We start from the raw sequence: 13,942 nt of genomic DNA, 5'->3' as shown, positions 1-13,942 counted from the left end.
GCCGATGCGGACGCCGATGCCGATGCGGATGCCGATGCGGATGCCGACGCCGACTCAAATGGCAACTATTTTGCGATATCAGGTATCAATGAAAATGGTCAACTGATTATCATCAAAGTGACCGACTTACCAGATGAGTTTGGCCCGGAACACTTTCGGGACTTCTTCATCGCTGCCCGAAACGACTACCTTCGGGATGAGCTTGGTTACCGGCCACAGGCACATATCTTCAAATATGAAGGTGAGTTTTTGTTCTTTAATGGTGCCAGCGGAACCATAAATCAGCCATTGCAGCAAGATGAGAATGGTGATGTCTCGAACGAGGGCGCTTTACTCTATACTTTTGAAGATTTCATTGCTTTACTGGATGGTTACACCAGTCCAGTGCCTTTGAATGATGATGCGACCGGCTTCTTCATCGAATCGTCCGAGGATGACAATGAGCTGGGAAGTTTTGCGGTTGCAGAAGAGCCCTTACTGATAACTGATGATTTTATCAAGGCTTCTGAACCTGATTCGTCAACAATGTCAGTGGGTGTTGAGGGCATATTATTACAAGACTTGTTCCCTGATCTAAACTCTGAAAGCCTGGAACAGCTATTGCAGTTGGTCAGTAATGAGCAAGGAGAAGCCGTCTTACAGGTGCAGGATCCGTTGAGTGGTGACTTGCAATCTGTGGTTATCCCCGAGTTGGACTATCAGCAAGTCATTGATCATTTTGGCTCGGCTGAGCAGGCTATTGATGTTTGGCTTGAGCTTGGTCATTTGATGATGGATCCGACCTAATTACAATAAAAAAGTGCAGAGGCAAAAGCCTCTGCTACGACTAAGAACGGATAAATGCAGCAAAACTCCTCGCAACAAATACCAGTGGATCCGCTGGAGCGTGATCCTATTTTGCAAAGCCTGGTTTTTTTTACCAAGCACTATGGTCGGCCATTTTCTGCCAAGACCTTGAGTATGGGTCTTCCTTTGCAGGAAGGGCGTTTATTGCTTAAAGACATTCCGCGAGCTGCACAGCGCGGAGGCTTGGCAGCTAAATTTTCCGAGAAACACTTCGATCAATTGCACGATGATTTTTTGCCCTGTGTGCTGCTTTTGCAACAAGGTAAAGCTTGTATTCTATTAGCACGAAATGAAAGTGAGGGAACAGTTACTGTCTCTTGGCCAGAAGTGGAAGACTCAGAAGAAGAGCTGGCCGCTGAGGACTTGTCCGAGCGTTTTGTCGGTCATGTACTTTTAGTGAAAAAGAAGCATCGTTTTGATAAAAGAGCTCCGAAGGTCTTACATACTCTGGATGGCCATTGGTTCTGGGATACCATTAAACTATCGACTCCAATTTATCGCGATGCTTTATTAGCAGCCTTTTTTATCAATTTATTTGCGATTGCCATCCCTCTTTATGTAATGAATGTGTACGATAGGGTGGTACCAAACTTAGCGCTTGATACCCTTTGGGTGCTGACCAGTGGCATGGTCCTAATCTTTATTTTTGATTTCATTCTCAAACAGTTGCGTGGTTATCTGCTGGATATGGCGGCAAAAAAGTCCGATGTGCTGCTTTCTTCCCGTTTGTTTGAAAAAATGCTCAACCTGAAGGCAAAAGCCAGGCCAAACTCATTAGGAGCCTTTACCCGTAATGTGCAGGAATTTGATGCCATTCGTGATTTTGTTGCTTCATCCACCATTGCTGCTTTAATTGACCTGCCGTTTGCTTTGCTGTTTTTTTTGGTCATTTATTTTATCGCCGGACCCATCGCGTTGGTTTTGTTGGTTGCCATAGCTGTCATGTTGCTGTTTTCGATTTGGGTACTGAAACGCATGGCAACACAGGTGGAGCAGGGCAGCCGGGTAAACAGTCAAAAACAAGCGCATCTGGTTGAGTCACTGGCTGGGATTGATTCATTAAAGCTTGCCGGCGCTGAAAGTCAGTTTCAGGGTAAGTGGGAGTCCTTGGTCGCAGACAGTGCCAATTGGTCGATGCAAACCAAAAAATACACAGTTGCTGTCGCCAGTGTCACCAGCTTTATTCAACACCTGGTGACCATTGGTATTGTGGTCAGTGGTGTGTATTTGATTATGGATAACCAATTAAGCTTTGGTGGTTTGGTTGCCTTTGTGTTGCTTGGTAACCGGATGGTTGCGCCTTTTGCGCAGATATCATTACTTTCTACCCGTTATCAAAGCGCCAAGGCCGCGCTGTCTAATTTAGAGCAGCTGATGGAGCTTGAAGAGGAGCAAACCGATCACTACCTGCATCGTGGTTATTTTGATGGCAAAATTGAGTTTGATCGGGTCAGTTTTAGTTATCCCGGAACCCAGCATCAAGTGCTGAAAGACGTCAGCTTTACCATACGTCCTGGCGAGAAGGTGGCAATTATTGGCCGCATTGGCAGCGGAAAGACAACCATCGAGAAATTGATCTTGCAATTTTACCAGCCCGAGCAAGGGGCCATCCGCTTTGATGGCGTGGATAGTCAACAAATTAACCCGGCAGATTTGCGGCAAAAAATTGGCTGTGTGCCGCAGGATATCAACCTGTTTTATGGAAGCGTGCGCGATAATATTACTCTGGGTGTGCCTCATGTAGATGATGAGCGGGTTCTTAAAGCGGCTCGTTTGGCTGGTGTGACTCAGTTTACCGATCATGAGCCCAATGGCTTGGATCGGCAGGTGGGTGAGCGTGGCAGTTACCTCTCAGGTGGGCAACGACAAAGTGTGGCGATGGCGCGGGCTTTACTGTTTAACCCGCCCATTCTTGTACTGGATGAACCGACCAGTCATATGGATAGTTACACTGAGTTTCAGCTCACCCGCCATATTAGCCAGGTAGCTAAAGATAAAACGCTGATATTGATTACCCACAAGATGTCGATGTTGGAGTTGGTAGACCGGGTCATTGTGTTGGAAAAAGGCCGGGTAGTGGCTGATGGCGAGAAAAACTCTGTATTGGCAGCCTTAAAGAAAGGACGTGCTGATGCTGAGTAAAGCGATAGAGCGTATACTGCAGTGGTTTTGGCCACCGCAACCCGCTATTTCTGAGCAGGAACTTGAATACGTCGATGATTTGCACTCCCGCTTGCATTTTAAAACACCCTATCGATCCAAGCGCGTACTGTTGACGATTGCCTGCATGACAATCATTTTTTTGGTTTGGTCCTGGTTTGCAGAAATCGACGAAGTTTCCAGAGGGCAAGGCCGGGTTATCCCTTCCCAGCAATTGCAGATAGTGCAGAATCTTGAAGGCGGTATTTTGCAGCAGGTGATGGTTCGTGAAGGTGAGCAGGTCCGTCAGGGACAGGTCTTGATGGGCATAGATCAAACGCGATTCCGGGCCGATGTGCGCGAGCAACAGCATCAGCGCACCACGCTGCTGGCAGACATCGCCCGCTATCGGGCAGAGTTGGCTTCGGTTCGGGTTGAATCGACCCGTGCTTTTTTAGATATCCAACCGCCATACTTTAGTCAGCTGGAAGCTGACTCGCCTACGCAGTTGTTTTACAAGGCTTTATTTCAGGAGCGTATGCAAGGGTTGGAAAACAGTTTTGGTATCATCGCGGAGCAAATTCAACAACGCCAACAAGAGCGCTCAGAGATAGAGTCGCGCATCCGCCATCTGGAACGGAGTTTGGCACTGGTCGAGCAGGAATTGAACCTGACCCGGCCATTAGCCAGACGAGGTGTGGTGTCTGAAGTAGAATTGCTGCAGCTGGAACGCCAGTTCAATGAAGTGCAGTCTGAGCTGGCTTCAGCACGTTACAACTTGCCTAAAATAGTAGCGGCATTGCAAGAAAGCCTTCGCAAACAGGTGGATGTAGCACTTCAGTTTCGGACTGAAAGCCAGCACAAATTGGCCGAGGCATCATCTCGTTTGGCAGTATTGGAAGAGTCCTTGGTCCAGTTGTCGGATCGGTTAACCCGTACGCAGGTAGTGTCACCGGTTAACGGTATTATCAATGCCATTCGCATCAATACGATAGGTGGGGTGATTCAACCAGGGATGGATTTGATTGAAATCGTGCCGCAAGAGGAAGCTTTGGTGGTTGAGGCTCGCATGTCACCTCGCGATATTGCCTTTATCCGGCCAGGGCTAACTGCTGTAGTGAAGTTGACGGCTTATGATTTTACCATTTATGGAGGTTTAGCTGGAACTTTGGAGTACATCAGTGCTGATGCCATGTTGGACGAGCAAGGGAATAGCTATTATCTGGTTAGGATCCGCACGGAAGGTAGTTTTTTGGATGCGGATGGAGCAGCGTTACCTATAATGCCTGGTATGATGGCTTCGGTTGACATTATTACCGGGAAAAGAACATTATTTCAATATCTTGTAAAGCCTATTACTCGAGCCAAGCAAAGTGCGCTCAAGGAGAGATGATTTGATGAAAGTAAACCGTGCAACATGGATGTTAGGCATTTGCCTTGGAATGACAGTCCTTTCTACAACTCAAGGTCATGCCGACTCTCTAGAGTTTACCGTGGCTCAGACCTTGAATACCAACCCAACGGTTCGGGAGGTTTTTTTCCGGTATCATAGTTATGAACAGGATACCCGAATAGCGCGTGGCGGTTGGCTGCCGACCTTGGATCTACAAGCCGTGGCACAACTCAATAAATCGGAGTCGCCAATTTCCCGTTTACGCGATGATGTTGAGGATGGCCGGGCAGGCAATGTATCCCTCACCTTGCGCCAAATGCTGTTTGATGGTTTTTACACCGCCCGCGATGTCGATCGAACCAGCGCCGAGGCTCAGGCCGAGTTCTGGAGTCTACTGGCAACAACAGAGGAAGTGGCGCTGCGAGTTGCCCGGGTGTATCTGGATGTATTGAAAACACAGCAATTAAAAGTGCTGGCAGAGCAGAACCTGCAAACGCATCGTGGCATTTATGAGCAAATTAAAGAGCGTGTGGAATCGGGGTTGGGCTCACAATCTGATTTATCGCAAATCCGTGGTCGTTTAGCCAGAGCTCATGCGAATTATCTGGCAGCACAAAACAATGAGGCTGATGCCAAGTCGGCCTTTATGGCGGTGACAGGCTTCTACCCTCAGAATCTTCGATCTCCGGTACCAGATATACGCATGATCCCTGCATCGAAGCAACAATTGTTGGAGCAAGCGCGCGATCAGCATCCAATCCTAACGGCTGCAAGTTTTGATGTGCATGCTGTCGAGTTGTTGCAGGTTCAGCAACGTTCCAGCTATTGGCCTCAGTTGCATCTGGAGGTGCAGGCCAATAAATTCAATCGCTGGCAGCGGGATAACGATTACGTAGACCGCACTCAAGCCCGCTTGGTTTTGCGCTACAATCTGTTTAATGGTCGCCGTGACCATAATCAGCAGCTGAAAACAGCCTATCGTACGGCTGAAGCCAAAGAGATCCGTGAGCATGCCTATCGCCAGGTGCTGGAAGGTGCTCGTTTGTCCTGGCAAGCAGAGCGTACTTTGTTTCAGCAACTGGCGTATTTGCAAGAGCATGTGGAAGAAAGCTACAAGACCCAGAGTGCTTATCGCGAGCAATTTGATTTAGGGCGGCGCTCACTGCTTGATCTGCTGGATACAGAGAATGAGTTGTTTGAAGCTCGTGGTAACTTCGTGAGTGCTGAAATCGATCATGTGTTTGCAAATTACCGTATTTTGCAGGCCAAAGGCGAGTTACTTACAGCATTACGAATTAATCCGGATGACTTTTTTCTGGCTCAGGGACAGGAGTGATCACCATGCAAACCACCATGTATCAAGCTTGTATGATTTTTCTGCTCACCACAGGCCTACTGGCCTGTAGTCAGAGTCCAAAATACGATGTCAATGCCCTGAGTCAAGCACAGCTGCAACAGCTAAAAGATCCCGATCAGGATGGTGTCATTCGCCAGCGTGATTTGTGTGCTCAAACGAACAGCGGTGCTTTAGTGACTGTTGATGGCTGCAGCAAGCAACAGTCTCAGCAGTTTACGTCAGTTTATGCAGTGCAGTTTTACCGGGTAGATCGTATTCTGGCTTGTCAGGAGCTGCGCAGTTTGCTGGCACTTATTAAGCGCTTTCAGTTAAGCGATGATCCGCTCAAGCTGACTATTTTTGCGCACCAGCTTCCTGAACAACCTGCTTTAGACCGCGAGCTGTTCGATACCCGGGTGGCTTATCTGAAAGAGCGACTTTGGGCTGAGTACCGTGAGCAATTGCCGCCGATAGAGGTGAACGTTGAGACTGTAAATGCAGCTGAGCCATTTGTAATGAAGGAAAATCAACTTGGTATTCGTGCTTACAATCTGGCGACTGGTGAAGTGATGCGCTGGCATATTTATTCCATGGAAGGGCGGCAACAGAGTGACGTGGAAGCGCACTCGGCCAGCGGCTGGTAAACCTTGCTTATTTTGCGGCTAAACGTCTTACTGCTGTTGGTCTGTGTCACCACAGGCTGGCTGTTATGGGCGGAACCGCAACAGCGGCATGCATTAAACTACCTGCAAGCTAACTTTGATGAGAGTGCTATCCGCCGTTATCACGCTTGGCGGCAGCTAATCGATCAGCAGCAAAGTCAGCCTGCCTTGGAACAACTGGAAGCGGTGAATCGTTTTTTTAATTTGTTCCAGTTTGTTGATGATAGTGTGCTTTGGGGGCAAGAGGATTACTGGGCAACTCCCATTGAGTTTATTGGCATGGGGGCAGGTGATTGTGAAGATTTCAGCATTGCCAAGTATTTCACGCTGCTTGAGATGGGCTTTGATATCCAGAAGCTTAGGCTGGTTTATGTCAAGGCCGTGCAGCTTAATCAGTTTCATATGGTGCTGGCTTACTATGAGACACCAACTGCTGTGCCGTTGATTTTGGACAACCTGGATGGAGCGATAAAACCTGCCAGTCAACGGCCGGATTTGATACCGGTCTTTAGCTTTAATGGCCAGCAACTCTGGTTAAACCGGCAGCGGGGGCGGGCTGAAGCGGTCGGCTCGCCAGAGCGACTGCCGCAATGGGTGGAATTATTACAACGTTATGCGCATCCGCAGCAGCGAAAAGGAAAATAACAATGACATTATTTCGACAACTGCTTGCTTTGATTTTACTGAGTTTGACCCTAAGTCTGGCTGGCGCACTGTGGTTAAGCTTTGACAATAGCCGAGAGTTTCTTGCCGAGCAGTTGACCACGGATATCGAAAATGCCAGTGTTTCCATGGCCGGCGCCTTGCAACCACATTTAGATCCGCTGCAACCGGTGCTGATTGAAAGTGTATTAAAGGCTTATGCCGATGGCGGCTTTTATCAGCAGCTGGAGGTGCGCTTGTTTGGCTCCGAACTCAGCTGGCAGGAACAGCGTACTGTCGATTTTCATGGTGTCCCTGCATGGTTTCAAGGCCTGGAACTCTTACCACAAGTAGAGCGCAGTGTTGTTTTAAGTAGTGGCTGGTTGCAGTATGGTGAGTTGACCATTATTGGTCATCCGGGCATGGCCTATCGCACCTTGTGGCAAACCTTTATCCAGATGTTGAGCTGGTTTGCTGCTCTGACGTTACTCTTGGTTTTGGTAGCAGCCATGGGGATCCGCCGGATTCTAAAACCATTACAGCAGATCCAGCATGTGTCAGATCAGATCCGACAGCATCAATTTGACCAGCCTATAACCTTGCCAAAGACCCCTGAGTTACGCAGTGTTGTTGAGGCAATAAACCAGATGGCACAACAGCTGCAACGGGACTTCTCTGAAAGTGATCAGCGTCAGCAGCAGCTAAAAGATCAGGCCTTTCGGGACCCTGTTAGCGGGCTTGGCAATCGCCGTTTCTTCAACCAGCAGTTACAAGCCTGGTTACAGCAAGAACCCCGGGGAGTTCTGGCTCTGATCAAAATCCCCTCCTTGACTCAGCGCGACCAACAAAGTTTTGTTGAAAGAGATAAAGCCATAGCCCGCGCCAGTCAGTTGATGCAACAACGCTGTGCTGGGGTAGCGGATGCCGTATTGTGTCGCCTGGGGCTGGATGAGTTTGCGCTGATTTTACCAGGCCAAAGCATTGAACAAAGTAGAGCTTTGCTGGAGCATCAGCAGCAGGCTTTACTAGAGCTGTTTGCCAGCACAGAGCTGCCCGTCTGGATTGGAGCTTGCTGGATCAATCACTCAGGCTCGGTTGCTGAAGTGATGGCGAGGGTAGACCAAGCATTGCAACACGCGCGCAGTGATAATAACCAACAGGTTCAGATCCATACCGATAGTCGTGAAGTGGCACAGCGCTCTGAGTTGGTGACTATGTTGCAAAAGGCGGTAGAGCAAGGGGCTGTGAGTTTTTCAAAACAACCGGTTAAGTTACTTGGTGATCAGCAGTTGGTGCATTACGAGCTATTTGCCCGGCTGGAGTTTCCTGTCGGCACTTTGTTGCCCGCGGCTAGCTTTATGTCAACCCTGGATGAATATGAGCTAGGTTTGCGTTTTGATCAGTTGGCCATCAAGTTGGTGCTCGCGCAACTGGAAAAGGACCCTGGTCAATCGGTGGTGTTGAACTTGTCTGCTGCATCACTCAAATCAACAGCCTTTCAACGCTGGCTAGCATTGCAACTTCAACAACATGTTGATGTACTGCCTTTTTTTGGCTTGGAATGTTCCGAAGAAACCGTGCTTTACAACAAAGCAGCTGTGATCAGCCTGGTGCAGTTATTACGCGAGTATGGAGTCCGCTTTGGCTTAGATAGAGTAGGACGCAACTTCTCTTCCATGACCTATGTACAGCAGGTTCGTCCTGATTACGTCAAAATTGATGCTGCCTTTACACAGTCTTTGGTGGCATCGCCGCAAGAGAGTGTCTTTTTAACCTCGTTGGTCTCTACTATCCGGGCGCTTAGCATTCAGGTATTGGCTGTACACATCGAGGATGAAGAACAATTACAGCAACTATCGCATTACCGCTTTGATGGCTATCAGGGCTTTTTGCATCAACCCGAACCTTTTTTTTCTAATACCCTTCAACATGGAGAGAAGGCATGATGTCTTTGTTCAAAGCTGTTTTATTGATCAGTCTGCTGCTAGGTTCGCAGTGGTTATGGGCGGGCAGCGAGGATCCGCGGCAGCGTCCTATTGTGTATAAAGAGCCACCAGTAGTTGTGGACTCGGATGGGGATGGTATTCCGGATGAATGCGATCGCTGTCCAGATACACCGGCTGGAGACAGGGTAGATGCATTCGGCTGCAGTATCTTTGTAGAAGATCAGGTGGTATTGGAAATGGATATTCTGTTTGATTTTGATCAGGCTATTGTCAAGCCGGTGTACTTGCCTCAGCTGCAAGAGCTGGCCGATTATCTTAAACGCTTTATCAATACTAAGGTGACCATTGCTGGTCATACCGATGATCAAGGCTCCTATGAATACAATCAGGGTTTGTCTGAACGACGGGCAGAGGCGGTTGCCAGTATTTTGATTAACCGCTTAAACATTGACGCTTCCAGGGTATCTACCCGTGGCTATGGTAAAACACAGCCCCGAGCGGAAGGAACCACTGACGCTGCCCGGGTAAGCAACCGGCGGATTGAGGCAATAGTCGAGCCAGCGGACTGATTGTGCGATATAATGGCGTCATTGACCTTTTGGAGTAACAGATGACGCCTTTTGCCGACTTGGCGCTTGACCCGCGCTTGCTGCGTTCGATGCAGCACCTTGGTTTTACCCAGCCAACTGAGATACAGCAGGAAGCAATTCCTGCCGTACTGACGGGTAAAGACTTGCTGGTATCTTCGCGCACCGGTTCTGGCAAGACGCTGGCCTATCTGTTGCCCATGATGCAGCGTTTGCTGCGGAGCAAACCCTTATCACGCCAGGATGCAAGGGCCTTGATACTGGCGCCAACACGGGAATTAGCAAAGCAGGTGTATGGCCAGCTGCGTTTGCTGATTGCCAATACCCCTATCCAGGCCGCTTTGGTTCAGGGGGGGGAAAACTTCAACGATCAGGAGAAATTGCTAAAGCGTCAGCCGCAGATCATTGTGGCAACACCGGGGCGTTTTTGCGATCACCTGGCACACCGCTCGATTTTTTTGCAGGGCTTGGAGTTGCTGATTCTGGACGAGGCCGATAGGATGTTGGATCTTGGCTTTGCCAATGAATTAATGACCATCCATAAAGCTGCCTCTCATCGTTTGCGGCAAACCCTGTTGTTCTCCGCAACGCTGGATCATATCGATGTCAATGAATTAGCACTGGCTTTGTTGCGTAAGCCGCATCGCATTACCACCGACGATGCGCATCAGCAGCATGCCGATATCAGCCAACACTTTTATCTGTGCGATAACCTCAGCCACAAAGAAGCACTGCTGGCACATGTGCTCAAGCATGCTGCCGATTTACGGCAAGTCATTGTATTTACTGCCACCAGAGCTGACACCGAGCGCTTGCCTGAATGGTTCGCTAAGCAGGGCTTTCAGGCCATTGGCTTAAGCGGCAAACTAAGCCAAGCAAAGCGTAACAGTGTGATGCAAGATTTTGCCAAGGGTAAATTCCAAATCTTGATCACCACCGATGTCGCATCGCGCGGCCTCGATTTATTGCAGGTTTCGCATGTGGTGAATTTTGATTTACCTAAGTTTGCCGAAGAGTACGTGCATCGGGTTGGGCGCACAGGCCGGGCAGGTATGCACGGGGAGGCCATTTCACTGGTAGGCCCAAAAGACTGGCTAAGCCTGCAGCAGCTAGAGGCTTTTTTCCGAAACCCCATACAGTTCTCCGTGATCGATAGCTTGCCGGCACGATTTACCGGTAAGCCAAAGGATACACCGGCTTCTCAACCCAAAGCGAAAAAGCATGCCACGGGTAAGCGGCCATCTGACAAAAAAGGCAGTGACACTAACAAGCCACATAAAGCTGCTGCGTCAAAAGTTTTTCAAGCTGGTGATGATGGTAATATTCCGGTTCGGCGTAAAAAAAATTAATACTGCATTCATCAACTTTCCGCAAATTCAGTGCTACACTGATTTTATGGTATTTGGCTTCATTGCTGTGCCATAGCCATGCCAACTTGTTGGCAGGGTGTAGAAGATCAGCTGCCAGCTGTTCGGTTTGCTGATTGCTCACAAGGTTCACTCAATGATCAGCTCACTGATCAATGAAAGTTAAATGTAAGAGAGAGTTATGTCAGATCTAATTACCGGTACCGTCAAGTGGTTTAACGAAGACAAAGGTTTTGGTTTTATTGAGCGTGCAGGCGGCAAAGATGTATTTGTGCACTTTCGGGCCATTAACGGCACCGGGCGTCGGACTTTATTGGAAGGTCAGCAAGTGACTTTTGAGATTGTTGACGGTCAAAAAGGCCCTCAGGCTGAAAACGTGACGGTAGTATCTTAAACCGGAACACATTCCATGCAAAGCCAGCGCTTGTCGCTGGTTTTTTATTGACTAAAGTTCAAGCATCAGTTGCTTATGATCCTGCTCGGCAAGCCCTGCTTGAAGGCCTATCAGTCGGACCGGACGGCCTTCACCGCGCTGCCAGGCTGTTACCAGCAAGGAGCGGATGCTCGCCAGATCGGCGGTTTGCACTTGTTGTTCGACCGTGGTTTGCTGAAAATCATGAAATTTTAATTTCACAGCCACTTTATGCACCAGACTGCTAGCCCGGTGGCGTTCCAGCCGCTGTTGCAAGGTGGATAACAAAGCAGGAAGTTCGGCTTCACAGTCTTGTAAGCTGCATTTATCTTGGGCATAGGTTTGCTCCACTCCTACCGACTTACGCACTCGCTCCGCACTGACTGGCCTTTGATCCAGCCCCTGGCAGCGTTCCAGTAAGGTTTGGCTGTATGCGCCAAATTGTCGGATCAAGCGGGCCAGAGGCACTTTAAATACATCCTGGCAATAATGCACGCCGAGCTCCTGCAGGCGGCTAGCTGTTTTCGGGCCGATGCCAGGTATTTTTTGCACTGGCAATCTAGCAACAAAATCTGGTACCTGATGCGGGCAGATCACAAAAAGGCCATCGGGCTTGCGTTCATCACTGGCAATCTTAGCCAAAAATTTATTCGGTGCCACTCCGGCAGAGGCGGTCAGGCCGGTTTCTGTTTTAATTGTATGACGTATTGCCTCGGCAATTCGGGTAGCACTGCCCTGACACAAGGCACTGCCGGTTACATCCAAATAAGCTTCATCCAGGGATAGAGGTTCAACGATATCGCTGTAACGTTTTAAAATGGCCATGACCTGTTGACTGGCTTCTTTGTATGCTTGCATTCTGCCAGGTACCAACAACAGGTGCGGACATAGTTTAAGTGCCTGTGCTGTCGGCATGGCCGAGCGGACACCAAACGTTCGTGCTGGATAATTGCATGCAGCGATGACACCTCGGCTGCTGACACTACCCCCAACGGCTATGGGTTGATCACCTAGCTTTGGATTGTCGCGCATTTCAACTGCGGCAAAAAAGCAATCCAAGTCGATGTGTATGATTTTACGCTGTGTCATTGCTTGTTTAGGTAGGTGTATGGATATACAGTATTTTAGGAGGCTGTGGCTAAAAAGCAAGCATTGTGCTGTGAAATACCTGTGACTGTGCTGATTTTTGCACAGTTGAAGCAACAGAAAAGTGCTTCGGATGTTTAGATGGCTAAAATCCGAGTGCATCCTGACGTTTTTGCGGGTAGAATAGACCGCATTCTAGCCGAGTCTTACTATGAACTAAGCGTAGCAGCTACGCTGCGGGAGAACCTATGTTGAAGCGTGACATGAATATTGCCGATTATGATCCAGCCTTGTGGCAGGCTATTGCCGATGAAACTCAGCGCCAAGAAGATCACATTGAGCTGATCGCCTCTGAGAATTATGCCAGCCCACGCGTGCTGCAAGCACAAGGTACTCAGCTAACCAACAAGTACGCTGAAGGCTACCCGCACAAGCGTTACTATGGCGGTTGTGAGCATGTCGATATCGTGGAAGATCTTGCCATAGCCCGTGCCAAAGAGCTGTTTGGTGCCGATTACGCCAATGTGCAGCCACATTCTGGTTCTCAGGCCAATTCGGCTGTATTTTTGGCTCTACTGGAAGCCGGCGACACTATTCTGGGCATGAGCCTGGCGCATGGTGGTCATTTAACCCATGGTGCAACCGTCAGTGCTTCAGGCAAGCTCTACAAGTCTGTGCAGTATGGTCTGCACCCTGCAACAGGCGTGATTGATTACGATCAGGCCGAGCAACTGGCGCTGGAGCACAAGCCCAAGCTGATTATTGCTGGTTTTTCTGCCTATTCTGGCATTGTTGACTGGCAGCGGTTTCGGGCCATCGCTGATAAAGTGGGGGCTTACCTGCTGGTCGATATGGCCCATGTTGCTGGTCTGGTGGCAGCTGGTTTGTATCCGAACCCAGTGCCTTTTGCCGATGTGGTCACCACCACGACCCACAAAACCCTGGCTGGTCCTCGTGGCGGCTTGATCCTAGCTCGCAGCAACGAGGTTATTGAAAAGAAACTGAACTCAGCGGTTTTCCCTGGCAGCCAGGGGGGGCCATTGATGCATGTGATCGCAGCTAAAGCCGTCGCTTTCAAAGAAGCGCTGGAGCCTGAATTCAAAGTTTATCAGCAGCAGGTCGTTGTGAACGCCAAGGCCATGTGCGATCAGATGATCAAGCGTGGTTATACCATTGTATCAGGAGGGACCGAAAATCATTTGTTCTTGGTCGATCTAATCAACAAGGACATCACTGGTAAAGATGCGGATGCTGCCTTAGGTCGTGCCCATATCACCGTCAATAAAAACTCCGTGCCGAACGATCCACGTTCACCTTTTGTAACCAGTGGTCTGCGTATTGGTACTCCGGCTATTACCCGCCGTGGTTTTAAAGAAGCGGAAGCGCGCTTGGTGGCTGATTTTATCTGCGATATTCTGGATAATATGGGTGATGAGTCGGTCGTTGACCGGGTACGGGCTCAGGTTTCAGAGCTTTGTGGTCGTTTGCCTGTCTATGCCTAAAGCTTGATTTTCATGCTAAAATGG

11 protein-coding genes and 1 pseudogene are annotated in these 13,942 nt (G+C 49.1%); 11 read left to right on the top strand and 1 reads right to left on the bottom strand.

Translation table 11 applies throughout. The features are described 5' to 3' along the window. The 10 genes and pseudogenes from BLW37_RS18735 to BLW37_RS15150 form a co-directional block, all read left to right on the top strand. Nucleotides 1–786 (top strand): annotated as a pseudogene (locus tag BLW37_RS18735) (hypothetical protein); the annotation flags it as partial. A gap of 54 nt (nt 787–840) precedes the next feature. Further along, the gene (locus tag BLW37_RS15190; protein WP_171907644.1) at nt 841–2,988 is read left to right on the top strand and encodes a type I secretion system permease/ATPase; all 2,148 of its coding nucleotides are present in this window, start codon (nt 841–843) and stop codon (nt 2,986–2,988) included. Further along, nucleotides 2,978–4,378: an HlyD family type I secretion periplasmic adaptor subunit gene (locus BLW37_RS15185; RefSeq protein ID WP_091344435.1), complete on the top strand. Its 1,401-nt coding sequence runs from the start codon at nt 2,978–2,980 to the stop codon at nt 4,376–4,378. The genes BLW37_RS15190 and BLW37_RS15185 overlap by 11 nt, the downstream gene beginning before the upstream one ends. Nucleotides 4,379–4,382: 4 nt before the next feature. Next, nucleotides 4,383–5,714, top strand: a complete 1,332-nt coding sequence (locus BLW37_RS15180) for a TolC family outer membrane protein (protein WP_091344434.1) — start codon at nt 4,383–4,385, stop codon at nt 5,712–5,714. A 5-nt stretch (nt 5,715–5,719) separates the two neighbouring features. Next, nucleotides 5,720–6,358, top strand: a complete 639-nt coding sequence (locus BLW37_RS15175) for a hypothetical protein (protein ID WP_091344431.1) — start codon at nt 5,720–5,722, stop codon at nt 6,356–6,358. Nucleotides 6,359–6,370: 12 nt separating this feature from the next. Next, a complete protein-coding gene (locus tag BLW37_RS15170; RefSeq protein ID WP_091344490.1) occupies nt 6,371–7,021 on the top strand; it encodes a transglutaminase-like cysteine peptidase in 651 nt (216 codons plus the stop codon). 2 nt (nt 7,022–7,023) lie between these two features. Further along, nucleotides 7,024–8,964 carry a bifunctional diguanylate cyclase/phosphodiesterase gene (locus tag BLW37_RS15165; RefSeq protein WP_171907643.1) on the top strand — a complete coding sequence of 647 codons (1,941 nt, stop codon included), beginning with the start codon at nt 7,024–7,026 and terminating at the stop codon, nt 8,962–8,964. Further along, the gene (locus BLW37_RS15160) at nt 8,961–9,533 is read left to right on the top strand and encodes an OmpA family protein (protein WP_091344428.1); all 573 of its coding nucleotides are present in this window, start codon (nt 8,961–8,963) and stop codon (nt 9,531–9,533) included. The genes BLW37_RS15165 and BLW37_RS15160 overlap by 4 nt, the downstream gene beginning before the upstream one ends. 41 nt (nt 9,534–9,574) lie before the next feature. Then, entirely contained in the window at nt 9,575–10,900 is a 1,326-nt protein-coding gene (locus BLW37_RS15155; RefSeq protein ID WP_091344426.1) for a DEAD/DEAH box helicase, read from the top strand. Between the two features lie 199 nt (nt 10,901–11,099). Continuing rightward, nucleotides 11,100–11,312, top strand: coding sequence for a cold-shock protein (locus tag BLW37_RS15150; RefSeq protein ID WP_091344423.1), 213 nt, complete (start codon nt 11,100–11,102; stop codon nt 11,310–11,312). A 51-nt stretch (nt 11,313–11,363) separates the two neighbouring features. On the opposite strand, the gene dinB is transcribed toward BLW37_RS15150, so the two are convergent. Further along, nucleotides 11,364–12,419: a DNA polymerase IV gene (dinB, locus tag BLW37_RS15145; RefSeq protein WP_091344420.1), complete on the bottom strand. Its 1,056-nt coding sequence runs from the start codon at nt 12,417–12,419 to the stop codon at nt 11,364–11,366. A gap of 245 nt (nt 12,420–12,664) precedes the next feature. Between dinB and glyA the strand changes: the two genes are divergently transcribed. Further along, nucleotides 12,665–13,918, top strand: a complete 1,254-nt coding sequence (gene glyA, locus BLW37_RS15140; RefSeq protein WP_091344419.1) for a serine hydroxymethyltransferase — start codon at nt 12,665–12,667, stop codon at nt 13,916–13,918. Nucleotides 13,919–13,942: the final 24 nt, after the last annotated feature.

The sequence above is a fragment of the Alkalimonas amylolytica genome (genome assembly GCF_900107845.1).
Taxonomy (GTDB): Bacteria; Pseudomonadota; Gammaproteobacteria; order Enterobacterales; family Alteromonadaceae; genus Alkalimonas; species Alkalimonas amylolytica.
Note: the sequence above shows the minus strand (reverse complement) of the source record. Positions and strands in the feature narration are given on the sequence as shown.